We start from the raw sequence: 23,437 nt of genomic DNA, 5'->3' as shown, positions 1-23,437 counted from the left end.
GTTCAAAAAAAGACAATACAATTGACAAGCTGCGCAACTATAAGGCTTTGAGTTATCAACAAAAAAATGAGATCGTTTCCGATCTACTATGCTTTTGAGTTTTAAAGGCTTCAATATATAAATATCCTAAATATTTTAACCTATTATTAACAGCAATAAACGAATAATTTTGACAATTTGCATTGTTAAAATGTGATTAGTAAATTCACACCTCAAAAAAAAGTACCTAAATGGAAGAAACAATAGATATTAGAGCCATTAACGAAAAAATTGAAAAAGAAAGTGCATTTATCGATTTACTTACGATGGAAATCAACAAAGTAATCGTTGGACAAAAGCACATGGTAGAGCGTTTATTAATTGGCTTGCTTGGAAAAGGACATATCCTGTTAGAAGGTGTTCCTGGATTAGCAAAAACTTTAGCCATTAATACGTTAAGTAAAGCTGTGCAAGGAAGTTTTAGCAGAATTCAGTTTACGCCCGATTTGCTTCCAGCCGATGTTGTAGGAACACTTATTTACAACATGAAAGAGAATGATTTCTCAATTAAAAAAGGACCAATTTTTGCCAACTTTGTATTGTCTGATGAGATTAACCGTGCACCAGCAAAAGTGCAATCGGCTTTGTTAGAAGCAATGCAGGAAAAGCAAGTAACTATTGGGGACGAAACCTTTGTGTTAGACAAACCTTTCTTAGTAATGGCAACGCAAAATCCTGTAGAACAAGAAGGAACTTATCCATTACCTGTAGCACAGGTAGACCGTTTTATGTTGAAAGTTGTGATTGATTATCCAAAAATGGATGAAGAACAACTCATCATGCGTGCCAACTTAAAAGGAAGTTTTGAAACAGTAAATCCAGTCGTATCTGTAGATCAAATCTTAAAAGCACAAGAAGCGGTGAAAGATGTCTACATGGACGAAAAAATTGAAAAATACATCTTGGATATCATCTTTGCTACTCGTTATCCAGAAAAATATAGACTAGAAGACTTAAAACCATTAATCAGTTTTGGAGCGTCGCCTCGTGGAAGTATCAACTTAGCCAATGCAGCTAAATGTTATGCATTCATCAAACGTAGAGGTTACGTAATCCCTGAAGATGTTCGTGCTGTTGTACACGATGTATTACGTCACAGAATCGGAATTACCTATGAAGCAGAAGCTGAAAATATAACTTCCGAGGAAATCATCAATAAAATTGTAAACGAAATTGAAGTACCATAGACTAATTGTGTGTTAACGAGTGTTAAGTTATTTTAAATAACGAACACGCTTATTACATTAGCAAACCAATCTAAAACTTTTTACCGTTCACTGTATACCGAACACTGTTGCATACTGAAAACAATGGATACAAAAGAGTTACTTAAAAAAGTACGTAAAATAGAGATTAAAACACGCCGATTGAGCGACCACATTTTTGGAGGAGAATATCATTCTACTTTCAAAGGTCGTGGAATGACGTTTAGCGAAGTGCGTCAGTATCAATTTGGAGATGATGTTCGAAATATTGATTGGAATGTAACGGCTCGTTATAATGAACCATATATCAAAGTATTTGAGGAAGAACGCGAGTTGACAATGATGCTGATGGTTGATGTTTCAGGATCCGAACTTTTTGGAACAAATTCGCAATTCAAGAATGAAACCATCACAGAAATTTCAGCAACATTAGCTTTCTCAGCAATGCAAAACAATGATAAAGTTGGACTGATTCTGTTTTCAGACGAGATCGAATTGTTCATTCCACCTAAAAAAGGAAAATCACACGTATTGCGCATCATTCGTGAACTTTTGGAATTTACACCCAAAAGTACTAAAACAGATGTTTCACAAGCTTTGCGATTCTTATCAAGTGTGATGAAGAAAAAAGCAATTGTCTTTATACTCTCTGATTTTATCGCAGATGAATATGAACAAACCTTAAAAATTGCTGCCAAAAAGCACGATTTAACAGGAATTCGCATTTATGATCAACGTGAAGAAACCATTCCGAATCTAGGAATTGTACAAATGCTCGATAGTGAAACAGGCGAAACGATGTTGGTCAATACAGGTTCAAAAGCAGTGCGAACCAATTATACAAAATATTATAAAGGCAAGGTAAACTACTTCCAAGAATTATTCTCTAGAAGTGGCGCAGGTACAATCAGTGCTAGTGTAGACGAAAGCTATGTAAAAAAACTATTAGGCTATTTTAAAAGAAGAGGCTAAGCGAATTATGAATAACGAAGTAAGAAGTATGAATAAAAAATTACAACGATCCAAAGTCGGCAAAGTATTATTAAAAATACACGCTTTTTGGATGGTTTTCTTTTTGCTATTCACCGCACAATCATTCGCACAAAAAGTAGAAGCGGTTGTGGATTCTACACAAATAAAAATTGGAGAAGAAATCAAGCTTTCTATTATGGTAGAAGCAGATACTGCAGCAACTGTAGTATTCCCTGAAGGGAACAATATCTTCACGCCATTAGAATTGTTGGAAGCTTATGAAGCAGATACTGTAAAACAAAATGCGAAATACAGTCTTATCAAAAAATACGGAGTTACACAGTATGACTCAGGGACGTATTTCATTCCAAAGCAAAAAATACTTATAAATAACAAACCATACTTTACGGATTCTATTCGCATTGCAGTGGCAAATGTTGTGGTAGATACGCTCAAACAAAAAATGTTTGATATCAAAAAAATCACGTCGGTTGAAAAAGCTAGTAGCACTTGGTGGATTTATGCACTTATTATTTTAGGATTGCTTACTTTATTTGGTGCGTATTTTTATTTTTTTGTTTTTCAACTGAAAGCAAAAAATAAGAAAAAGAAAAAAGCCGAAATTCCACCGTACGATCGTGCATTATTACAATTAAATGAGCTGGATAAATCAAAATTATTGATCAATTCAGAATACAAAGATTACTACTCTGAACTAACAAACATTGTACGTCAGTATATAGAAGAAGAAGTACGAATTGATGCTTTAGAAAGTACAACAGCTGAACTCATTCGTAAAATAGAAGCTCAAAAAGATGCTGGTTATTTAGATTTAAGAGATGAAACCATCAAAAATCTAAAAAATGTATTGCAAACGGCCGATTTGGTAAAATTTGCAAAATCAAAGCCTGATGATAGTGTTGTAAAAGCAGATCGTAATTTGGTCGAAAACATTGTTGTAGAAACCAAAGAAGCGATTCCTGAGATTTCAGACGAAGAATTACGAAAAGACGAAGAATACCAATTAAAACTGTTGGAAGAACAACGCAAAAAACAACGTTTTAGAAATACGGTTATTGGTGTTATGGCAATGATTATTGCTTTTGGAGGATTAATCGGATATGCAACTTTAGAATATGTAAAAGAGAATACGTATTTAGGTCACTCTATGGGTGATTTATTAGAAGATGAATGGGTCACAAGTAAATACGGAACTTCCGATTTTACCATTGCAACACCAAAAGTATTGAAGCGTGCTACGCCATTAAAAGCAAAAGATTCAGTTCCGTTACCATCTGAAACTGAAATATACAGTTATCAAAGTCATTTAGCACCATTCTCAGTAAGCTTAGGTGTAACAACTTTTACGCAAAAACCAGATATTACACTCGATGACATTGCACAAGGAATTGTAAAGAAATTTGAAGAAGAAGGCGCAAAGAAATTTGTGGTAAAATACGATGAGTACGAATCACCAACAGGAATCAAAGGACTCAAAATGTACGGAACTGGGATTTTTGTAGATGACTTAAGTCCTTTTAGCAGTACACAAGAAAGCGCCTATGAAGCGTATGTGTTTGAAGAAGGGCGCGGTATACAAACCCTTATTATGATGTATGCTGAAGATGATGAAGATGGGAAAAAACTAGTTGATCGAATTTTAAGTTCCATCACGCTAATAGAAGAGACAAAAAATGATAGATAATTATACGTTTGCACATCCACAGTTTTTCTGGTTGCTATTGTTCATTCCTTTAGCAATAGCTTGGTATGTATGGAAAAAACCAAAGCAGCTTGCCGACGTAAAAATGTCAAGTTTGCAAGGCTTCAAAGTAAAACAAAGCATATTACCCAAATTAAAACCAATACTTTTTGCATTGCGAATGTTAGCAGTTGCTGCATTAATTACAGCATTAGCACGTCCGCAAACCAAAGAAGTATCCAAAAGAATCAAAACCAACAAAGGAATTGATATTGTGATGGCAATTGATGTATCGGCAAGTATGTTGGCAAAAGATTTAAAGCCAAACCGACTCACTGCATTAAAAAGAGTGGCTTCTGAATTTATTGATGGGCGACCAAGCGACCGTATCGGATTGGTAGTCTATGCAGGAGAAAGTTTTACTAAAACACCAATTACAACGGATAAAAATATCATTCAAAATGCATTGAAAGATATCAAGTATAAGTATGGTGAATTAATTGGAGGAACTGCCATTGGAATGGGATTGGCAACAGCTGTAAATCGTTTAAAAGATAGCAAAGCCAAAAGTAAAGTTATTATTCTATTAACAGATGGAGTGAACAATGCAGGATTCATTGAACCGCAAATTGCTTCCGAATTGGCAGTAGAATATGGGATCAAAACCTATACAATCGGAATTGGAACCAATGGAACGGCTTCAACACCATTTGCGTTAAACCCTGATGGAACCTTTTTGTTTAGAAACATGCAAGTGGAAATTGACGAAAAGCTCTTAAAGCAAATTGCCAAAACCACTGGAGGAAAATATTTTAGAGCGAATAATAGCAAAAAGCTGGCGGAAATCTATGATGAAATCAACAAATTAGAAAAGACAGAAATCGAAGAGTTTCGCTATACAAACTATGAAGAGAAATTCAGAATATTTGTGTTTTTTGCTGGAATATTATTGTTGATAGAAATCCTATTGCGCAATACCTTATTTAGAAGTTTTATTTAAGAATGAGTGCAAAAGGTGTCATTATACTAGGAAGTTCGAGAAGTAAAGGAAACACACATACCGTTGTTTCTGAACTTCAACAACAAACAGGTTTTGATCTGATTGATTTAAAAGCATACAAAATCAATCATTTTGAGTACGATCTAAAAAATGAAGACGATTTCAATGCGTTGTTTAAAAAATTGACAGCAAATTATGAAACCTTCGTCTTTGCAACGCCCATTTATTGGTATACGATGAGTGGTGTGATGAAAGTGTTTTTTGATAGAATATCAGATTTTTTGTTTGAAGAAAAAGAAATAGGAAGACGCTTGCGCGGAATGAACATGGGAGTTATGAGTTGTGGTTCGGATCAAGAAACAAAAAAAGGTTTTGAAATGCCTTTTGTAGAAAGTGCAAACTATTTAGGTATGGAATATGTAGGACATATACATACATGGATTGAAAATAGAAAAATACCGCAAACAGTGCAGCAACGCATTACTGAATTTGCGAATCGATTGATGAAGAAATAATTTATGTTAGAAGAAAAAAAATACTTTTACTTACTAATGATCATCCCAATTGTGGTGTTGGTGTTCATACTCTTGCAGTTTTGGAAACGAAGTGCACAGCGTAAATTTGCCAATAAGCAATTGTTAGAACGATTAAGTCCAGAAAAGTCAACTTTTAAACCCATTTTAAAACTAGTAATTTGGTGTTTGGCAATAGGTTCTTTAGTCGTGGCATTGGTAAATCCGAAAATTGGCACAAAATTGGAAACCGTAAAACGTGAAGGAGTAGATATTGTATTTGCCGTTGATGTCTCTAAAAGTATGTTGGCAGAAGACATTTCGCCAAGCCGATTGGATAAAGCAAAACGTATTGTTTCTGAAATAATTAATAAATTAGGAAGCGACCGTATTGGAATTATCGCTTACGCAGGAAGAGCGGTGCCGCAATTGCCAATTACCACCGATTTCTCGGCAGCAAAAATGTTCTTGGCAAATCTGAATACAAATATGTTATCATCGCAAGGAACGGCCATTGACGATGCTATTCGTTTGGCAAAAACCTATTATGATGATGTAGAACAAACCAATCGTGTATTGGTCATCATTTCTGATGGAGAAGATCATACAGGTGGCGCAGGACAATTGGCAGAAGAAGCGACCAAAGAAGGAATAAAAACGTATACTATTGGAGTAGGAACTGCAAAAGGTGGACGCATTCCGTTAAAAAGACGTGGAATTGTAGAATCCTACAAACGCGATTTACAAGGTGAAGTTGTGATTACACGATTAAACGAAAAAACACTAAAAAACATTGCCTCAGAAGGCGATGGTGAATATATTGATGGAACAGTCACAGAAGATGCAGTAGCAGTAATCACTGACCAACTATCAACAATGAACAAAACAGAATTTGAAGCTAAAAAATTCTCTGAATTTCAAGATCAATTTCAATGGTTTCTTGGTTTAGGAATCTTCTTATTATTGTTAGATGTTTTTCTATTGGAGCGAAAAACAGCATGGTTGCGAAAGTTGAATTTATTTAATGAAAAAGGATCATGAAATATGTAAAACACATACTGCTTTTATTGCTTTCGGTTACTGTAGCAAATGCACAGGATAAGAAAGAGGAAGAAGCATTCAAAAAAGACTCAAAAAACTATACATACGCAGCCAATAATGCGGTAAAAGATAGTAGTTACGCAGATGCGGAAGCAGAGTATAGAAAAGCAATCTCAAAAGATGGCGAAAATGTAGCAGCAAAGTACAATTTAGGAAATGTATACTACAATCACGAAAACTACGAAGAAGCGTTCAATCGATACAAGCAAGCTTCAGAAGTAGCAACAACAAAAGCCGAAAAGCACAAGGCGTATCATAACATGGGGAATGTATTCATGAATAATAAAGAATACGAAAAAGCAGTTGCTGCCTACAAAAAGGCATTGCGCAACAATCCATCGGATGATGAAACGCGTTACAATTATGCTTTAGCTAAAGAAATGCTCGATAAAAACCCTCCGCAAGGAGATGATAAAAATAAGCAAGACAAAGACAAAAAGGAGCAGCAAGAAGAACAAGACAAAAAAGATCAGGATAAGAAAGATCAAAAAGATAAAAACGAAGATAAAGGAGACAAGGATAAAGACGAAGGTGGAAAAGACGACAAAAACAAAGACGGTCAAGGCGATAAAGAAAAGGAAAAACAAAAGAAAGATAACAATGACGGTCAAGGAAAAGCAGATCAAAAAGACGATAAAAACAAACAACAGCAACGACAACCTAAGCCAAATCAATTGTCTCCTCAACAAGTAAAAAGTTTGTTAAAGGCAATGAACAATGCTGAAAAGAAAACGCAAGACAAACTGAACGAGAAAAAGGTAAAAGGAGTTAAAGTAAAAGCTGAAAAAGACTGGTAATTATTAGAAACACAGAAGCAACAACGACCAAAAGTTCGTTACAACAAATGAAAACAAAAGCATACATATCAACTATCATTTTCTTGCTATTTGCAGGCGTATTAGCTGCGCAAGTTACCTTTGAAACCAAAGTAAGCAAAAAGAAATTGGGCGTAAATGAGCGTTTGAAAGTAGACTTTGAAATGGACAGAGACGGCGATAATTTCACAGCGCCAAGCTTTACAGGATTTCGTGTAGTAGGCGGACCTATTCAGTCTATGAGTCACGTTTGGAACAATGGAAAGCGTTCATTTTCAAAAACCTATACATATTTCTTGCAACCAATAAATGAAGGAACGTTTACCATCAAACAAGCAAAGGTTGAAATTGACGGACAAACGTATAAAACGCTGCCTGTAAAAGTTACAGTAACCAAAGCTGTAGACAAACCTACAGATGGCAGTAATCCTGATTATGTAATTTCAGAAGGAATACATTTGGTTACAGAAGTCTCTAAAGGAAATCCATATTTAAATGAACCCGTTACGGTTTCATACAAGTTATATGTAAAGCCAAATATCATTGTCAATGATTATGCGCCGCTTGGAAAACCAACATTCAACAATTTCTGGAGTCAAAATATTCAAGCAAAAAATGGTGCGCAAACCACTACGTATAAAGGAGAGCAATACAGATATGCTACACTGAGAAGATTTGTGTTATATCCACAAAAAACAGGAAAACAAGTCATAGAACCTTTTTCTATTGATCTGCAAATTTCAGTACCTACTCGTCGTAGAGATGTCTTTGGAAGACGTTATGAAACCGTACATAAAACCATTACTTCTGCGCGTAGAACAGTGGATGTAAAAGAATTGCCAGAGGCAGGAAAGCCAGCTAATTTTACAGGTGCGGTAGGCGATTTTGAGTTCGAAGTAACGACAAGTAAAAAATCTTTAAATGCAAACGAATCACTTCAAGCAAAAATAGAAGTATCAGGAAAAGGAAACCTAAAACTATTTGATTTACCTGAACTAAAATTGCCAAGTTCTTTAGAAGTATACGAACCTGAATTTACGGAACGTGTTACCACTCGAATTAGTGGAATGCAAGGAAAAATCTCAGACAGTTATACGGTTGTGCCACAATACAAAGGAAAATATCCAATACCAAGTGTATCCTTTTCGTATTTTGATCCAGAAGATGAAACGTATAAGACTTTAACCTCTGATGAAATTGTTATTGATGTTGTGGAAGGTCCTGTAAATACAGCTACAGCTAAAACAAATACCGATCAAAATTCAACACAAAAACAAACAATTACTACAACAGGGTCACAATTTAGATACTTAAAAACAGCCGCAAATTTGAGCCCTGTTACAAAAGCAGACTTCTTTAAATCAAACTTTTTCTACGGATTGCTATTAGTTCCTTTCTTATTCATTCCAATTATCTTGATTGCTAGAAGAAAGAAACGAGCGTACGATAATGATATTCAGGGAAGCAAAACGCGTACTGCAAATCGATTGGCGAAAAAATACTTATCGGAAGCGAAGAAGAAACTGAATGATAAAGAAGCGTTCTATGAAGTATTAGAAAGAGCATTACACAATTACTTACGTGCAAAACTAAGTATAGAAACCTCTGAATTTAGTAAAGAAAAGATACGTCAACTATTGACGGAACGTAATGTAAAAGGAGAAAGCGTTCAAGATTTTATCAGCTTATTAGAAAGTTGTGAATTTGCTCGTTATACACCAGCTTCAAACGTTGCAATCAACAATGATTATGAAAAATCGGTGCAAACCATTTCACAAATTGACAAACAAATAAATAGATAAAGAAATGAAAACTAAGATTACATATATGCTTCTCGTGTTCATTTCTAGTTGTGTACTAGTGTTTGGACAAGACAATGCTACCGCATTTGAAGCCGCAAACAAAGCTTACAATGATGAAAACTTTCCAGAAGCCATCAAACAATACAAATCTATTCTAGAAACAGGAAATCATTCTGCAGCAGTATATTACAATCTTGCTAATGCGTATTACAAAAGCAATGAAATAGGACCAAGTATTTACTATTTTGAAAAAGCACTACAACTATCACCAAAAGACGAAGATGTTCTCAACAATTTGGCATTTGCCAAAAACATGACCATCGATGCTATTGAATCTTTACCAAAAACGCAATTTGCTAAATTTGTGAGTAGCATTACAGAAATGTTTACCTACAATCAATGGGCTTGGATTACTGTAATATTTGGGTTTCTATGTGTAATTTCATTCTTACTGTATCAATTTTCATATCATACATTGAAAAAAAGAATCTACTTTTTAATAAGTTTTATAGCTTTCCTTTTTATCTTAGGAACCGTAGCCATTGCATACCAACAATATGGGAAAGCACAATCAGATCGTCCAGCCATTGTATTTGCTAAAGAATCAGCTATAAAGGCAGAACCAAACTTACGTAGCGATGAGGTATTTGTACTGCATGAAGGAACCAAAGTACAAGTATTAGATACGGTAGATAGCTGGAAAAAAATTCAACTCATTGACGGAAAAATTGGTTGGATCGTCGCAGAAGATGTGAAGGAATTATAATCTTACGTACTTAATACATATATTTATATTCTACAATACCATTACGATGTAAAATTGGTGTGTAGACATATAAATAAACAGTGAAATACGTCATTCTACAACCAAGACTGATCTATGGCGAATTTCATCTGAAAAAAACCATATAACAAAAAATAACAGATGAAAAATTTATTCTCTAATCTCAAAGGTGATGCTTTTGGAGGGATTACCGCAGGGATTGTTGCTTTGCCATTAGCCTTAGCTTTTGGAGTTTCTTCAGGATTAGGACCAAGCGCAGGATTGTATGGAGCAATTTTTATTAGCTTCTTTGCAGCTTTATTTGGAGGAACCAACACGCAAATTTCTGGACCAACTGCACCGATGACAGCCGTAAGTATGGTTGTAATTGCAGGAATTATTGCTACCAATGGAGGCGATGTAGACAAAGCTTTACCCGCAATTTTAACAGTCTTTTTACTTGCTGGTTTAATACAAGTAGGTTTAGGAGCAATTGGTTTAGGAAAATATATTAAATACATTCCCTACCCTGTAGTTTCAGGCTTTATGACTGCCATTGGAGTCATTATATTGATTACGCAAATTTTACCTTCTATTGGATATTCAGCAAAAAATGATGATGCGTATGTGGAGCAGTTTAAACCACAAGCCAAAGAAGTCATTCTAAAAGATTTTATAAAACAAGAACAACAAGAAGGTATTTTAGTAATAGAAAACATTCAAGAAGTAGCAAAACGCGGAAACGAAATTACAGATGCACGTATTTTAGATGAAGCGAGAACACTTGCAAAAAATAATTCTTCTGGTGTAATAGGTACGTTAAAAGTATTGCCACGTGCTTTACAAAATATCAATTGGTTAGAATTATTATTGGCTTTAGGAACGATCCTTATTATTTATGGTTTTAAACGAATTACCAAGGCTATTCCGAGTACTTTAGTGGCGCTCGTGGTGATGTCCGCAATTGCGTATGGTTTTAGTTTAAACTACAAACCTATAGAAGAAATTACAGGTGATTTCCCGATGCCGAAAATGGAAATCTTTACAGAATTCAGTATTACAAGTATTACACCATACATACTTACAGCACTAACCTTGGCATTGTTAGGAGCTATTGACTCTTTATTAACGAGCGTTGTGGCGGATAATATGACCAAAACAAAGCACAAGCCAAACAAAGAATTGATAGGACAAGGAATAGGAAACTCTATTGGTGCTATTTTTGGAGGAATTCCAGGAGCTGGAGCAACAATTCGTACAGTTGTAAATATCAATTCTGGAGGAAAAACGCGTTTGTCAGGAATGATTGCAGGTGTATTATTATTGGTAATTTTACTAGCATTAGGACCTGTAGCATCAAAAATTCCGGCAGCAGTATTAGCAGGAATTCTTATTACGGTAGGTATTGGTGTAATGGACTATAAAGGATTAAGAGCCATTGCAAGCTTGCCAAAAGATATCAAACTTGGTCCTTTAAAATTAAGCTCAGAAGTATTTATTATGTTGGTGGTATTAGGATTATCAACGTTTTGGGATTTAATCTATGCAGTTGGAATTGGATTGGTATTGGCGTCATTGGTGTTCATGAAAAAAATTGGAGACATTACCGCAGAAACTTCAGATGTAAAAACACTCCAAGAAGAAGCTTGGGAAGATGAAATTGGCTTCCCAGAAAACTTAAAAGAAGAAGTCTTTATTAAGCATATTAAAGGGCCATTATTCTTTGGGTCTACAAGTGAAATACAAGCGCTTGCCAAACAATTACCAGATACTACACAAACTGTTATTATTCGTATGGGAAGAATGCAATATATGGATCAATCAGGATTGTATACATTGGAAGATATTTTATTCAATTTAAAAACGAATGATCGCAAGGTTTTATTTGTAAACATACAAAAACAACCGAGGCATATGATGGAGCGTATTGATATTATTCCAGATTTAGTTTCGGAAGAAGATTGCTTTGATACCTTTGACGATTGTTTAAAATGGATTAAAGCCAAGGTGAAAGACGAATTATAAACAAAAAACTATAAAACATACAAAACCCATCAAATTTTAAAAGTTGATGGGTTTTTTTCTATTTGATATAAAATAAATAGTAACTATTATTTATCGCAATTTTGTTCTTTGATAGCTTTTTCAATAGCTTCTTTAAATTTCTTTTGATCTTCTTCTGAAGTATATTTGTCTTTGAATTCAGCGGCCATTTTCATCACTTTTTCACCAAGCTCTTTTACTTCTTTCACTGCATCTACATCACCAGACATTGCTTTTTCTTGTAATTTTATAGCTTGACATTGTAATTCTGCTAATTTAGCAACATCACTTTCAATAGATCCACCACAACTTACCATAAAAAATGATATAAGGGTAACTGCTAATAAGATTGTTTTCTTCATAATTGTTTAAAGGTTTTAAATAGTTTAATATAAATTCTAATTAAGTTGTTTTGGCTATACTGTTACAACATCAATAGCTTGGGTGAGGGACAATATACTTTTTAAAAAAGTAATGGGGTAAATTAGCTAAAATCTTTTACTTCAAAGCAAGTTTTCCTATTATTTTTTTGAATAGAAATTTAATGAAAGATATTACAGAGGAGAATAGACTTCTAGGATAGTATATAGTATTTAATTAAAGCCTAAAAGAGCATGTCTAAAATAAAATCAAACACACTATAGATGATGTAAATAATCAAAGCCAAAAGTCCAAGAAATATAGCCAAACAGCAACCGCAATTTCCTTTTTGACCTTTAAAGTTTGCTCGAAATGTAGTGTTGTTATTCGTAGACTCATACTCATAATTGTCGTATGCAACGAGTTGATTTTCGCGTAAAAAATATCCTTGCCAATCATTTTCTGGTGTTGATAATACCCAATCGGTATTACAATGCGTACATTCGAAAGTAGTCTCAGAGGTATCCTGTGCAATTTGATTCGAATTCACAACACGAATAAAAGTGCCGTCCAAGCACTTTTTTTCAAAAGCTTTTTCAAACGCAGCAAAATCTTGATGCGAAAAAAAACGTTCTGTCGCAAAACCGGAGCAATGTTCACACATGAATTTTAAAGTAATTTTTTAGATATCTATTTTTGGTTTAGAAGTGGTTTTTTCTTTTTTAGATTTAATTTTTAAAGAATTTGTGCTCAATCTGCCCATGAAAGGGTTCATCATATCTTCGTCATACAGATGTTTCATTCCTGGATCTCCACAATATTCACACATAATTAATTTTCGTTTTCTTCAATTTCTTTTAAATCGTTTTCTTGCTGACTTTTATCCGTATTGAACGAATCTAATACATTACTCTTATTCGTTTCTTCCAATACATAGGCAAACACAAATCCACCAACATCTTTTACAGGTTCATACAAGGCTGATCCTTCAATCTTATCTTGTTCTATAAATGTCATGGTATTATTGGTACGCTCAAAAAATACCAGTACAGCTCCAACAATCACAGCTATTTTTAATCCACCAAAAGCACCGCCCAAAATCTTGTTCAAAATACCTAACGAAGCAAAATCTGCTACTTTGGTCAATATCTTTCCAGCCATGGTTACCGCCACTAAAATTACAATAAAAGTAATTGCAAAGGCAGTTAAATTGACATATTTTTCTTCCCAAGACGGGAAATTTTCAACTAAAAAGTCGCCCGCGAAATACGAAAAGTGAATTGCGCCGTATAATCCAGCGATCAATGCTACGAGTGAAGCGATTTCTACGAAAAGTCCTTTCATGAGTCCTCGTACAAACCCAAGGACAATTATACCGCCCAAAATGATGTCAATAAAGTTCATGAGTATCGAGTTTTTACAAATATAGAACTTCTATTGGTAGTTTTTTATTGTGTTTTGTTACGGATGCCATCTTTAAAAGAAAGAAAAATAATGATTACACCATTAATTTGATTGTGAAAGAAGACAAGTTTTTGTACAAAAAAAATAAAAATATAAGTGCACGTTAGCTACCTTTGCAACCGAAAAGACAGGAACAATGGCAAGAGATGAAGTATTAAAAGAACGTTGGAATACGGTAGTGGAGAAACTGACACATCAGTTTGCGGAAGGCGACACCTTGGATTTGGATGCAATTATTTATTTGATTGGTGTTCAAGAACTTGGTCAAATTCATCGAACGTTTAAAAAAGATGATAAAGTAAACCTGATGCATATCGCTATTTGCCGACTGTTGGAACCATACGGTTATTATGAGTTTGATTACTTTGATGATGATGGCTGGCCACACTATAAATTTAAGGAAGAATTACCAACCTTAAAGGCTGGAGAACAAACCGTATTGATGAAAGAAGCCATTGTCAATTACTTTTTAGAGAAGGAATACATTGAATAAGCTAGTTTTTTCTAAATTTGCAAGCTAAATCAAAATATCGTCATGATAGATAAGATCAAGGAACATATTGCTGAAGTTGAAAAGTTTACAACACAAGCAAAAGAAGACATCGAGAATTTCAGAATTAAATACTTAGGTAGAAATGGATTGTTGAATGAGTTTTTTGCTGAGTTTCGAAATGTTCCGAATGAACAAAAGAAAGAATTTGGGCAAACGATCAATAAACTAAAAACGGTTGCTCAAGAAAAAGTAAACGCGCTCAAAGAAGCTTTAGAAAATAAAGCAGAAGAAAAAGGTGTGTATGGTGACTTAACACGTCCAGCACAACCGATTGAAATTGGTGCGCGTCACCCTATATCTTTAGTAAAAGATCAAATTACGGAGATTTTTGCTCGTATTGGATTCAATGTTTCTGAAGGTCCAGAAATTGAAGACGATTGGCATAACTTTACGGCATTGAATCTTCCAGAATATCATCCAGCACGTGATATGCAGGATACATTCTTCATTCAAACAAATCCAGACATCTTGTTACGAACACATACAAGTTCTGTACAAGTTCGCTATATGGAAAACAATCAGCCACCAATTCGTACAATTTCTCCTGGAAGAGTATATCGTAATGAGGCGATTTCGGCACGTTCACACTGCTTTTTTCACCAAATAGAAGGATTATACATAGACAAAGACGTAAGTTTCGCAGATTTAAAACAAACGCTGCAACACTTTACCAAAGAAATGTTTGGGAAGTCAAAAATTCGTCTGCGGCCATCGTATTTCCCTTTTACAGAACCAAGCGCAGAAGTAGATGTATATTGGGGATTGGAAACCGAAACCGATTATAAAATTACTAAAGGAACTGGTTGGTTAGAAATTATGGGCTGCGGAATGGTAGATCCAAATGTATTGGAAAATTGCGGAATTGATTCTAAAGAATATTCAGGTTTTGCTTTCGGTATGGGAATCGATCGTATTGCGATGTTATTATACCAAATTGGTGATATTCGTTTGTTAAGTGAAAATGATGTACGTTTCCTAGAGCAATTTAAGTCTGCATTATAAATTTCTTATTGTGAGAACGAAGTGATTACAAACGTTCTCAATTTTATAATTAATTTATTTATCAGATAATTATTGAAATTTAAGCATGTGAAAAAAGATATTGAAATTCCTGAAGTAGAAGGTGTGTACATGGCCGTTGTGCAAGAATACAACGATATCTACAAAACAGACGACTGGAACGCCTATATCATCAATGACAAAGACGTAGATTTAGAAATGGTCTTGGTGGTTTCTCGTGGCTATGATGCGGACAGAGAAACTTCCATTATGCGTCATAAATTGGAAAAACTTCCTGCAAAATCGTATGCGAAAGCAGAGTGGATGCAAGAAGATGTATTTGCGCTCAATAATGAATTTCGTGTGACCTTTTTTGAAGGAAATAAAATGTACGATAAAAAGTATATTTTTAGAAAAAATACAATCAATATAAAGGCTTTTCAATCAATTCCGTTGATGGATACTAAAGGTATTTTGGTGAAATAGATTGTTAGAAGTGCTTCACTTCGACAAGCTCAGTGTGCACTTTTAAACCCATTTCATTTTGGGATTTTAGTAGTTAAGTAGATGAGTCTTAATTTTCAAATCAACACATTGACAAATCATCAAATTAGATTAGTCTAACTTCTCAGTCAATTTTTTAAATACTTTTTTAGGATCTCTATTCTGATACAAAATCGCGTAGACCGCATCAATAATTGGAATTTGTGTCTTCTTTTCGTTCTTCTGATTCAATAAGAAAGCACTTTTGGTAGCATAATATCCTTCAGCAACCATATTCATCTCCATTTGCGCAGATTTTACGGTGTATCCTTTCCCAACCATATTTCCAAACATTCGATTTCGAGAAAACACCGAATATCCAGTTACTAATAAATCGCCCAGGTAAGCAGAATTATTAATATTACGCTTCATTTTGTGTACTTTCTTAATAAAACGCTTCATTTCGCGAATAGCATTACTCATCAATACACTTTGGAAATTATCTCCATAACCCAATCCGTGTGCTATTCCTGCAGCTATTGCGTAAATATTTTTCAACATCACTGCGTATTCTGTACCAATCACATCATCACTAATTTTTGTTTTGATATAATTGCTAGACAATTTATCTGCAATCGACTGTGCTTTCTCTTGATCGGCACACGAAATCGTTAAATAGGACAAGCGCTCTAAAGCTACTTCTTCTGCATGGCAAGGCCCTGCAATTACTGCAATATTTTCAAATGGAATTTTGTACACATCATGAAAATGCTCGCCAACTAACAATCCAGATTCTGGAATGATTCCTTTTACAGCAGAGACAACCGTTTTATCTGTAATATCAACAGTTAATTTTTTCAACTCACCATAAATGAACGCGGAAGGAATTACAAAAATTAGTACATCAGCATACGAAGCAATTTCATCAAAATCATTGCTTATTTTCAATTTATCCATATTAAATTCAACAGAACTTAAGTAACTTGGATTGTGTTGTTCTTTTAGCAAATGTTCTTTTGTATATACGCTACGCATGTACCAACCTACTTCATTTAAATTTTCACAAAGCATTTTTACAATGGCAGTAGCCCAGCTTCCCGCTCCAAAAACAGCGTATTTTAAATTGTTATCCATAAAAGGTGAATCTATGATCCAAAAATACACAAAATATCCTTGCAATGTTACTGTTGAAAACCAGAAGTTCGCTCAATACATAAACTAAAGTTTTTTAAGTATCTTTAGGTGAAGCAGCAAAAAAACTAAAGCGTATTTACACGTGGCGGCATCTAATGTTGGCGCTATTAAACTTTATGAAAAACTAGGATTTAACACAAGGCGTAACATGAGTTTTTGGCATTTACAAACATCCTAAAAGTGAGTAAAATGCTTTCTTTTTACTAAAAGTAAGACTGTTAATTTCCGCTCCATTTCATTTTTTGGCACACGTTTTGAGTGTAATTACACATCAACAACAAAACGATTGGCTTATGAAAACTATAAAATTACTTTTAGCAATTACATTATTTAGTTCTATGATGAGTTCATGTTATACAGAAGTCCTTATAGAAGACCCAATTATTGACGAGCCAGGAATTTCGTTAAATCAGTTGTTAAGCTCTTATGAATTGTGGTATGTGAATATTAATCAAACAACTGGAAATGGTGAAGTGCCATTTTTACAACGAGCATTTACTGTATCATTTATTAATGGAACGATGTATGCAAACAATAATATTTCGGGAATTGGAAGCAATGGAAATGGATATGGAATTGATGTTGGAGCGTATGGAACTAATTTCGACACGGTAGAAATTGATCATGACATTGATGGTTTTTATCCATTGCGCGTAGATCAGTTAAGTGCCAATAGAATTCGTATGTATGATGCTGGTAGCAATACTAGTTATTACTTAACAGGATATCAGCGTTCAAACTTTGACTATGATTTTGTATTCTATGATAACATTCACTATTTATTACAAGAATTTACAGCTTGGAAAAAAATATATACAAGTCAAGAAGGAGCATTAAATGAATTTGATAACGAGAATTTCCTGTCATTTTTATCAGGAGGAAATGACGATACGTTCTTGTCTTCTACAGATCCAGAAGATACTGCAATTGCAGATTTGATCTATGATTACGAAGGAATTTATACAGTGTATGATGTAGAAGGTGATCCATATGCGAAAGTTTTAACATTAGATTATGATTATTTGGATAATGAATACTTCGAATTGAACGTTATTAATGACCAGACGATAGAGTTATTCCATCCAGATTCAGGAACAACCTATGAATTTAATGGAAGAGGATATATTCAATACTTACGTCCATCAAGTGATGGAAGTTCAACAAGATTGAAGCAAACGGATAAAAAACGTAAAAAAATTATCAATAAGAAGTTCAATAAGGACGACTTTAAGAAATAAAAATATATAAAACTTTGGTTGGTTATTTAGTTTAGAAACAGTCTTTACATTCGTGTAAAGGCTGTTTCTTTTTTAGTGAGACTCATGATTGTGATGCCAGCGGCACACAAAATTATGTATATCGATATAATTTTGAAGTAGAACGAAATCTTCAAGTGAAGCATTATAATCTTTTCAAATAAAGCAAGATTTTTATATCTTTCAAATAGTAAAACTAATACCTTACAACAAACACCTAATACCAATAAAAACATGAGTTTATTCGCTTTTATAAAAGATGTAGGAGAAAAATTATTTGGAGGAAAATCTGCAGAAGAAACCGTAACAATATCTACAGAAAATATTGTTGATGAAAAAGTCAATGCCGAAGCAGCCATTGCAGAAGCCATTCACGATTTAGACTTAGAAGTAGAAAACTTATGTGTTTCGCTTGATGGAGATATTGCAATAATTTCAGGAAAAGCTGTAGATCAATCTACAAAAGAAAAAGTAGTTTTAGTCGCAGGAAATACTATGGGAATTGCCATGGTTGATGATCAAATGGAAGTAGAAGAGCAAGTGGTAGAAGCACAATTTCATACCGTAGCAAAAGGCGATACACTTGGGAAAATTGCAAAGCAATATTATGGCAACGCAATGAAATACCCAGAAATTTTTGAAGCTAACAAACCAATGTTGAAAGATCCAGACAAGATTTACCCAGGACAAGTGCTGCGTATTCCTACATTAGACAGCTAAATCCTTTTGGATTAGGAATTTATATGCAATTTGTAGTGAAAAAACTATAAAAAAGGGGAAAAGTCCCCTTGTGTGGTATCTTGAAAACTTCCTAATATTGTCTATCAAAAATAGCCAATACGATGAGAAGTAAACGCGCTTTAATAATTATTCCACTTTCCATATTATTATTGATTTTAATGGTGATTACTGCTTTTGTAACTCCAAAAAAAGAAATTATTGGAGCTTGGGTGTCACAAGAAAATCCAGCAGAAAAATTGGAGTTTTTACAAAATGGTATTGGAAAATCATACTCTGAAAACACAGAAGCAAAACCGTATCATTACACAGTTTCTACAAAATGTGATGAGCACAATGCATATCAGTCATTATTTGTAAAGATTATTGATGATAAAGAAAACTTTTCTAAATGCTACGAATTAAAAGATGTTTACAATCAAAATGATGACGTTTTATTGTTGGTAGACATGGACAACAATGAAGAACATTTGTATACGAAAGTATATTAGTTTTTTACTTGAAGATTCAATGATTGAAAACCAGAGTTAGTCGAAGCAGGTGTAGCAATCCAAAAAGTCTAAATTACTTTCTGTAAAAATTCATCTCATCCACATATTTCCACACATGTAGTGGTAATAATGGTTTGATGTTTTTTTGCTCTTTAATGGCATTTCTAATAAATGTGGAAGAAATTTCCATAATTGGAGCCGTTACCTTATGAATTTTTGGATGATCCTTAAATTTATGTTCTACAGTTCCATCAGAAATACGTGGATACACGTACACTTCATGGTTTTCTAAAATGACCTCATAGTTTTTCCACTTATGCAAGCTTTTCAAGTTGTCTTCGCCCATAATTAAGCAAAACTCATACTTTGGATATTTTTCTTGTAAATGCGCTAAAGTGTTTACGGTGTAATTGGGCTGTGGTAAGTCAAATTCTATCTTGCTAGGCTTAATTTTTGGATACTCTTCCGTAGCAATCATAACCATCTCATAACGATGATGATTGTCTAATAAAGAGCTTTTCTTCTTAAATGGGTTGTGAGGTGTTACAACCATCCAAATAGCGTCTAAATCGCTGTATTCCGCCATGTGATTGGCAATGGTTAAATGTCCAATATGGATAGGATTGAATGTGCCAAAATACAAACCAACTTTCATCTGTTTACTTTTTTTTTTATCTACTTAAAGAGTGTCAATTTCCAAAAACTCAGCAACTATGCGTTCTGCTTCAGCTTTTGCAGTGGCCAAATCGTCATTCATAATTCTAACATCAAATTGAGGAGCATTTGCCATTTCAGCAGGCGCTTTGGCAATGCGCATATTGATTTTGTCTTGACTTTCCGTTTTTCTATTTTTCAAACGTACAATCAGTTCATTAATATGTGGTGGTTCTACAAAAACGGTCATTGTTTCTTCTGGGAATTTTCGTTTAATTCGCAATGCACCAACTACATCAATATCAAAAATGACATTTCTTCCTTCATTACAAATACGATCAACTTCTGATTGTAGCGTACCGTAATAATTTTCAGGATATACTTCTTCCCACTCTAAAAACTCTTTATTTTTAATTTTCTGTCTAAAATCTTTAGGAGATAAAAAATAATAATCTTTTCCGTCTATTTCATTACCGCGTTTTTCGCGTGAAGCTGCTGAGATAGAAAATTCTAAATTTAATTCAGGAATGCCTAATAAATGATGTACAATAGTAGTTTTTCCAGCGCCTGAAGGAGCTGCAAATACAATGAGTTTTCCTTTTTTCATTACAGTACGTTTAAGAGTTGTTCCTTTATTTTTTCCAATTCATCTTTCATTTGTACGACCAATTGTTGCATTGGTGCGTAATTGGATTTAGAACCTATGGTGTTGATTTCACGACCAATTTCTTGGGTGATGAAACCTAATTTTTTTCCATTAGAGTCTGGAGAATTTAAAGACTTTGAGAAATAATCTAAGTGATTTGCTAAACGTACTTTTTCTTCTGTGATATCGAATTTTTCTAAGTAATAAATTAGCTCTTGTTCGAAACGATTTTCGTCTACTTGTTCTTTTAAATCATCTAATGCACGACGTAAACGTGTTTTTACAGAAACCATGCGTTCATCGTCCATATCAATTACTTTTTGAAGCAATGCAGCAATATTTTCAACGCGTAATAAAAAGTCTTTTTCAAGTACTTTTCCTTCAGCAATTCTATATTCGTCTAATTGTGTGATAGCATGTTGTAACGCATTTAGAATTACTTCAAACTCTTTTTCGTCAATTTCTTCACGTTCTGTTTTTAGTGAGTCTGGCATTCGAACAACCATTTTCAACAATTCAATATCATTTGCATCTGGTTGAATGTCACGAAGCTGATTCATGTATTCTTTTACCACTGCTTTATTGATAACCGTTGAGGTTTCTTCAGCTGTCATTTCTAAATACAAAGAAAAATCTACCTTTCCACGCAACAATGTTTTAGCAATTGTTTTGCGCATCAACAATTCTTTTTCTCTATAAGAAGAAGGAATTCGCGCATTTAAATCCAAACTCTTGCTGTTGAGTGATTTTAACTCAATGGTTATTTTTTTAGACGGAAGTTGCTCTACAGACTTTCCGAATCCTGTCATAGATTTTATCATACGGCAAAAATAGTAAAATTAGTGACAACGCCTTCGTTTATGCATTTCTATTCTGTATGTTTTCAAGACTTTCATTAAAAATATTTTTATGGTTTTCCTGAAAATTTCAAAAGTTATTTAGACGATAAATTTTTAGAAATACTTCATAATATCCGTCGTTTTTTTATTTTTGATAAAATTACCTATGCCATTAATATTATTATCTATTGCTCCAGCGCTTTTGATCATAATTTACATTTATTACAGTGATAAATATGATAAAGAACCGCGACATCTCCTGTTTATATGTTTTTTATTAGGAGCAATTGGTAGTATTTTAATTTCTTCGGTTTCACATCTTGTTATTTCACAATATTTCCCTGGACTGGAAGAAAAAGAAATATGGATTCAGTTGTTCAAAGCTTTTATTGTAGTTGCGCTGATAGAAGAATTTAGCAAATACATTTTTGTGCGCTATTTTGCACAGCGACACAAAGAGTTTGACGAACCCTATGATGGTATTATGTACGCTGTCATGGTTTCTATGGGTTTTGCAGTAACCGAAAATTTAGCCTATTCATTTCAAGGAGGTATTGAAATTGCTTTGTACAGAGCGTTTACGGCGGTTCCTGCACATGCTACTTTTGGAATCATTATGGGGTATTATATGGGGAAAGCTAAATTTTCCAGGAAGCGTATCAAATTCAATTTGATAGGTTTGGGATTGGCTATTTTCTTCCATGGAATCTATGATTTCTTCCTTTTTATCAATTACATTCCTGGAATTTCTATTGGTGCTTTTGTATCCTTGGCTGTTGGAATTTTACTGTCACAAAAAGCCATCCGGATTCACCAACGGAATTCACACTTTAGGCCAAAGTAGCAAAGTCAAACGCTCTTTTTTCGTTGTAGTACACATCATCAATATCATAAAAACCAACATGTCCGCCGTATTTTGGCATTTCTAAATAAAAATTTTCATTCTTTTCAGCCTCTTCAATCGGAAAGCAACATTCAGACAAAAACGAATCATTTTTTGCATTGATCAGCAAGGTTGGAATTTTTATATATGGAATGAACTGTCTGGACGAGCACTTTTTGTAATAATCGAATGCATCTTCAAAACCATGCGCTACCGAAGTGTACAAATTATCAATATGCAACATTGAATTCGCTTTTTTAATATCTTCCAGCTTGATCAAACTTGGGAATGCTTTGTGTTTGTCTTTTAACTTTTCATGCAAATGTTTGATGAACATTCTGTTATATAAATAGTTTTCCAAACGGCGCATTTGCTGTAAAGAACCTTCTAATTGACACGGAACAGAAATGGCAATAGCAGCTTTTATTTCTTCCGGAATTGGAATGGGTTCTCCTAAATATTTCAATAACATATTTCCGCCCAAACTAAATCCTTTCAAAACAATGTGATTGTACTGCGGATAGTTTGTAACTATATATTCCATCACTTCTCGCAGATCCTCGCTAGCGCCCGCATTATACGATCTGAATAATTTGTTCGGTTCTCCACTACAACTTCTTAAATTCATCGCCACAGCGTCGTATCCGTTGCGATTGAAAATTTTGGCAGTTCCTTTAATGTAAGAACGTTGTGCGTTGCCTTCCAAACCGTGTAAAATCACAATAAGCTTGGAAACATTTTTTTGATACGCGGCGTAACTCCAGTCCAAATCTATAAAATCCTGATCATTCAAAGTGATGCGTTTTCGCTTCTGATATACGCCAGTGACACTTCGGTATAAACCAGAATGAATCGTCGAAAAATGACCGCTTTTAAAAATAAGTGGAGGATTGTAATGACTTTTTAGTATTGGCATGTTATTT

26 protein-coding genes and 1 pseudogene are annotated in these 23,437 nt (G+C 34.1%); 18 read left to right on the top strand and 9 right to left on the bottom strand.

Translation table 11 applies throughout. From position 1 onward, the window contains the following. The first annotated feature begins 230 nt into the window (after positions 1-230). The 10 genes from MK119_RS11000 (at position 231) to MK119_RS10955 (ending at position 11,936) form a co-directional block, all read left to right on the top strand. Entirely contained in the window at positions 231-1,226 is a 996-nt protein-coding gene (locus MK119_RS11000; RefSeq protein WP_290678358.1) for a MoxR family ATPase, read from the top strand. Positions 1,227-1,349: 123 nt separating this feature from the next. Continuing rightward, on the top strand, positions 1,350-2,216 hold the full coding sequence (locus MK119_RS10995) for a DUF58 domain-containing protein (RefSeq protein ID WP_290678355.1): 867 nt from the start codon (positions 1,350-1,352) through the stop codon (positions 2,214-2,216). A gap of 7 nt (positions 2,217-2,223) precedes the next feature. Then, complete coding sequence (locus MK119_RS10990) at positions 2,224-3,921, top strand: hypothetical protein (RefSeq protein WP_290678352.1); 1,698 nt, start codon at positions 2,224-2,226, stop codon at positions 3,919-3,921. Further along, positions 3,911-4,918 (top strand): VWA domain-containing protein, encoded by a 1,008-nt coding sequence (locus MK119_RS10985; RefSeq protein WP_290678349.1) that lies wholly within the window; start codon positions 3,911-3,913, stop codon positions 4,916-4,918. The genes MK119_RS10990 and MK119_RS10985 overlap by 11 nt, the downstream gene beginning before the upstream one ends. Positions 4,919-4,920: 2 nt before the next feature. Further along, positions 4,921-5,433 (top strand): NAD(P)H-dependent oxidoreductase, encoded by a 513-nt coding sequence (locus MK119_RS10980; RefSeq protein ID WP_290678345.1) that lies wholly within the window; start codon positions 4,921-4,923, stop codon positions 5,431-5,433. A gap of 3 nt (positions 5,434-5,436) precedes the next feature. Next, positions 5,437-6,471 (top strand): VWA domain-containing protein, encoded by a 1,035-nt coding sequence (locus tag MK119_RS10975; protein WP_290678342.1) that lies wholly within the window; start codon positions 5,437-5,439, stop codon positions 6,469-6,471. Then, on the top strand, positions 6,468-7,328 hold the full coding sequence (locus MK119_RS10970) for a tetratricopeptide repeat protein (RefSeq protein ID WP_290678339.1): 861 nt from the start codon (positions 6,468-6,470) through the stop codon (positions 7,326-7,328). Before MK119_RS10975 ends, MK119_RS10970 begins: the two co-directional genes overlap by 4 nt. Positions 7,329-7,375: 47 nt before the next feature. Then, complete coding sequence (locus tag MK119_RS10965; RefSeq protein WP_290678336.1) at positions 7,376-9,148, top strand: BatD family protein; 1,773 nt, start codon at positions 7,376-7,378, stop codon at positions 9,146-9,148. Positions 9,149-9,152: 4 nt separating this feature from the next. Next, on the top strand, positions 9,153-9,914 hold the full coding sequence (locus MK119_RS10960; protein WP_290678333.1) for a tetratricopeptide repeat protein: 762 nt from the start codon (positions 9,153-9,155) through the stop codon (positions 9,912-9,914). Positions 9,915-10,073: 159 nt separating this feature from the next. Continuing rightward, positions 10,074-11,936 carry a SulP family inorganic anion transporter gene (locus MK119_RS10955; protein WP_290678331.1) on the top strand — a complete coding sequence of 621 codons (1,863 nt, stop codon included), beginning with the start codon at positions 10,074-10,076 and terminating at the stop codon, positions 11,934-11,936. Positions 11,937-12,022: 86 nt separating this feature from the next. On the opposite strand, the gene MK119_RS10950 is transcribed toward MK119_RS10955, so the two are convergent. The 4 genes from MK119_RS10950 to MK119_RS10935 all read right to left on the bottom strand — a co-directional run bounded on the left by MK119_RS10950 (position 12,023) and on the right by MK119_RS10935 (position 13,718). Further along, entirely contained in the window at positions 12,023-12,316 is a 294-nt protein-coding gene (locus MK119_RS10950; protein WP_290678329.1) for a hypothetical protein, read from the bottom strand. 242 nt (positions 12,317-12,558) lie between these two features. Further along, entirely contained in the window at positions 12,559-12,978 is a 420-nt protein-coding gene (locus MK119_RS10945; RefSeq protein WP_290678327.1) for a hypothetical protein, read from the bottom strand. Positions 12,979-12,996: 18 nt separating this feature from the next. Further along, positions 12,997-13,143, bottom strand: coding sequence for a hypothetical protein (locus tag MK119_RS10940; protein WP_290678325.1), 147 nt, complete (start codon positions 13,141-13,143; stop codon positions 12,997-12,999). A gap of 2 nt (positions 13,144-13,145) precedes the next feature. Then, positions 13,146-13,718, bottom strand: coding sequence for a CvpA family protein (locus MK119_RS10935; protein ID WP_290678322.1), 573 nt, complete (start codon positions 13,716-13,718; stop codon positions 13,146-13,148). Positions 13,719-13,914: 196 nt separating this feature from the next. Between MK119_RS10935 and MK119_RS10930 the strand changes: the two genes are divergently transcribed. The 3 genes from MK119_RS10930 to MK119_RS10920 all read left to right on the top strand — a co-directional run bounded on the left by MK119_RS10930 (position 13,915) and on the right by MK119_RS10920 (position 15,816). Then, the gene (locus MK119_RS10930) at positions 13,915-14,271 is read left to right on the top strand and encodes a hypothetical protein (RefSeq protein ID WP_290678318.1); all 357 of its coding nucleotides are present in this window, start codon (positions 13,915-13,917) and stop codon (positions 14,269-14,271) included. Positions 14,272-14,313: 42 nt separating this feature from the next. Then, positions 14,314-15,333, top strand: a complete 1,020-nt coding sequence (gene pheS / locus MK119_RS10925) for a phenylalanine--tRNA ligase subunit alpha (RefSeq protein WP_290678315.1) — start codon at positions 14,314-14,316, stop codon at positions 15,331-15,333. Between the two features lie 87 nt (positions 15,334-15,420). Then, positions 15,421-15,816: a hypothetical protein gene (locus tag MK119_RS10920; RefSeq protein WP_290678312.1), complete on the top strand. Its 396-nt coding sequence runs from the start codon at positions 15,421-15,423 to the stop codon at positions 15,814-15,816. A gap of 129 nt (positions 15,817-15,945) precedes the next feature. Here the strand turns inward: MK119_RS10920 and MK119_RS10915 are convergent, their stop codons facing one another. Beyond that, the gene (locus tag MK119_RS10915) at positions 15,946-16,947 is read right to left on the bottom strand and encodes an NAD(P)H-dependent glycerol-3-phosphate dehydrogenase (RefSeq protein WP_290678309.1); all 1,002 of its coding nucleotides are present in this window, start codon (positions 16,945-16,947) and stop codon (positions 15,946-15,948) included. Between the two features lie 130 nt (positions 16,948-17,077). Between MK119_RS10915 and MK119_RS10910 the strand changes: the two are divergent. The 4 genes and pseudogenes from MK119_RS10910 to MK119_RS10895 form a co-directional block, all read left to right on the top strand. Continuing rightward, a pseudogene (locus MK119_RS10910) lies at positions 17,078-17,185 on the top strand (hypothetical protein); the annotation flags it as partial. Between the two features lie 115 nt (positions 17,186-17,300). Beyond that, on the top strand, positions 17,301-18,245 hold the full coding sequence (locus MK119_RS10905) for a nicotinic acid mononucleotide adenyltransferase (RefSeq protein WP_290678306.1): 945 nt from the start codon (positions 17,301-17,303) through the stop codon (positions 18,243-18,245). 252 nt (positions 18,246-18,497) lie between these two features. Then, positions 18,498-18,983 carry a peptidoglycan-binding protein LysM gene (gene lysM / locus MK119_RS10900; RefSeq protein WP_290678303.1) on the top strand — a complete coding sequence of 162 codons (486 nt, stop codon included), beginning with the start codon at positions 18,498-18,500 and terminating at the stop codon, positions 18,981-18,983. Between the two features lie 122 nt (positions 18,984-19,105). Beyond that, complete coding sequence (locus MK119_RS10895) at positions 19,106-19,492, top strand: hypothetical protein (protein ID WP_290678301.1); 387 nt, start codon at positions 19,106-19,108, stop codon at positions 19,490-19,492. Positions 19,493-19,565: 73 nt separating this feature from the next. Here MK119_RS10895 and nadD read toward each other — a convergent pair whose 3' ends face one another. Genes nadD through MK119_RS10880 form a run of 3 tightly spaced genes read right to left on the bottom strand, consistent with a single transcriptional unit; the run spans position 19,566 to position 21,613 of the window. Next, positions 19,566-20,147: a nicotinate (nicotinamide) nucleotide adenylyltransferase gene (gene nadD, locus MK119_RS10890; RefSeq protein ID WP_290678298.1), complete on the bottom strand. Its 582-nt coding sequence runs from the start codon at positions 20,145-20,147 to the stop codon at positions 19,566-19,568. 24 nt (positions 20,148-20,171) lie between these two features. Further along, positions 20,172-20,753 (bottom strand): guanylate kinase, encoded by a 582-nt coding sequence (gene gmk, locus MK119_RS10885; protein WP_290678296.1) that lies wholly within the window; start codon positions 20,751-20,753, stop codon positions 20,172-20,174. After that, entirely contained in the window at positions 20,753-21,613 is an 861-nt protein-coding gene (locus MK119_RS10880; protein WP_290678293.1) for a YicC/YloC family endoribonuclease, read from the bottom strand. Before MK119_RS10880 ends, gmk begins: the two co-directional genes overlap by 1 nt. Before the next feature lie 184 nt (positions 21,614-21,797). Between MK119_RS10880 and MK119_RS10875 the strand changes: the two genes are divergently transcribed. Continuing rightward, positions 21,798-22,475, top strand: coding sequence for a PrsW family glutamic-type intramembrane protease (locus tag MK119_RS10875; RefSeq protein ID WP_290678290.1), 678 nt, complete (start codon positions 21,798-21,800; stop codon positions 22,473-22,475). Here the strand turns inward: MK119_RS10875 and MK119_RS10870 are convergent. Further along, positions 22,462-23,430, bottom strand: a complete 969-nt coding sequence (locus MK119_RS10870; RefSeq protein WP_290678287.1) for an alpha/beta fold hydrolase — start codon at positions 23,428-23,430, stop codon at positions 22,462-22,464. The two genes, MK119_RS10875 and MK119_RS10870, sit on opposite strands and share 14 nt — an antisense overlap. Between the last annotated feature and the right edge of the window lie 7 nt (positions 23,431-23,437).

The organism is Kordia sp., assembly GCF_022447245.1.
GTDB lineage: Bacteria > Bacteroidota > Bacteroidia > Flavobacteriales > Flavobacteriaceae > Kordia.
This window is presented reverse-complemented; position numbering and strand designations above follow the sequence as displayed.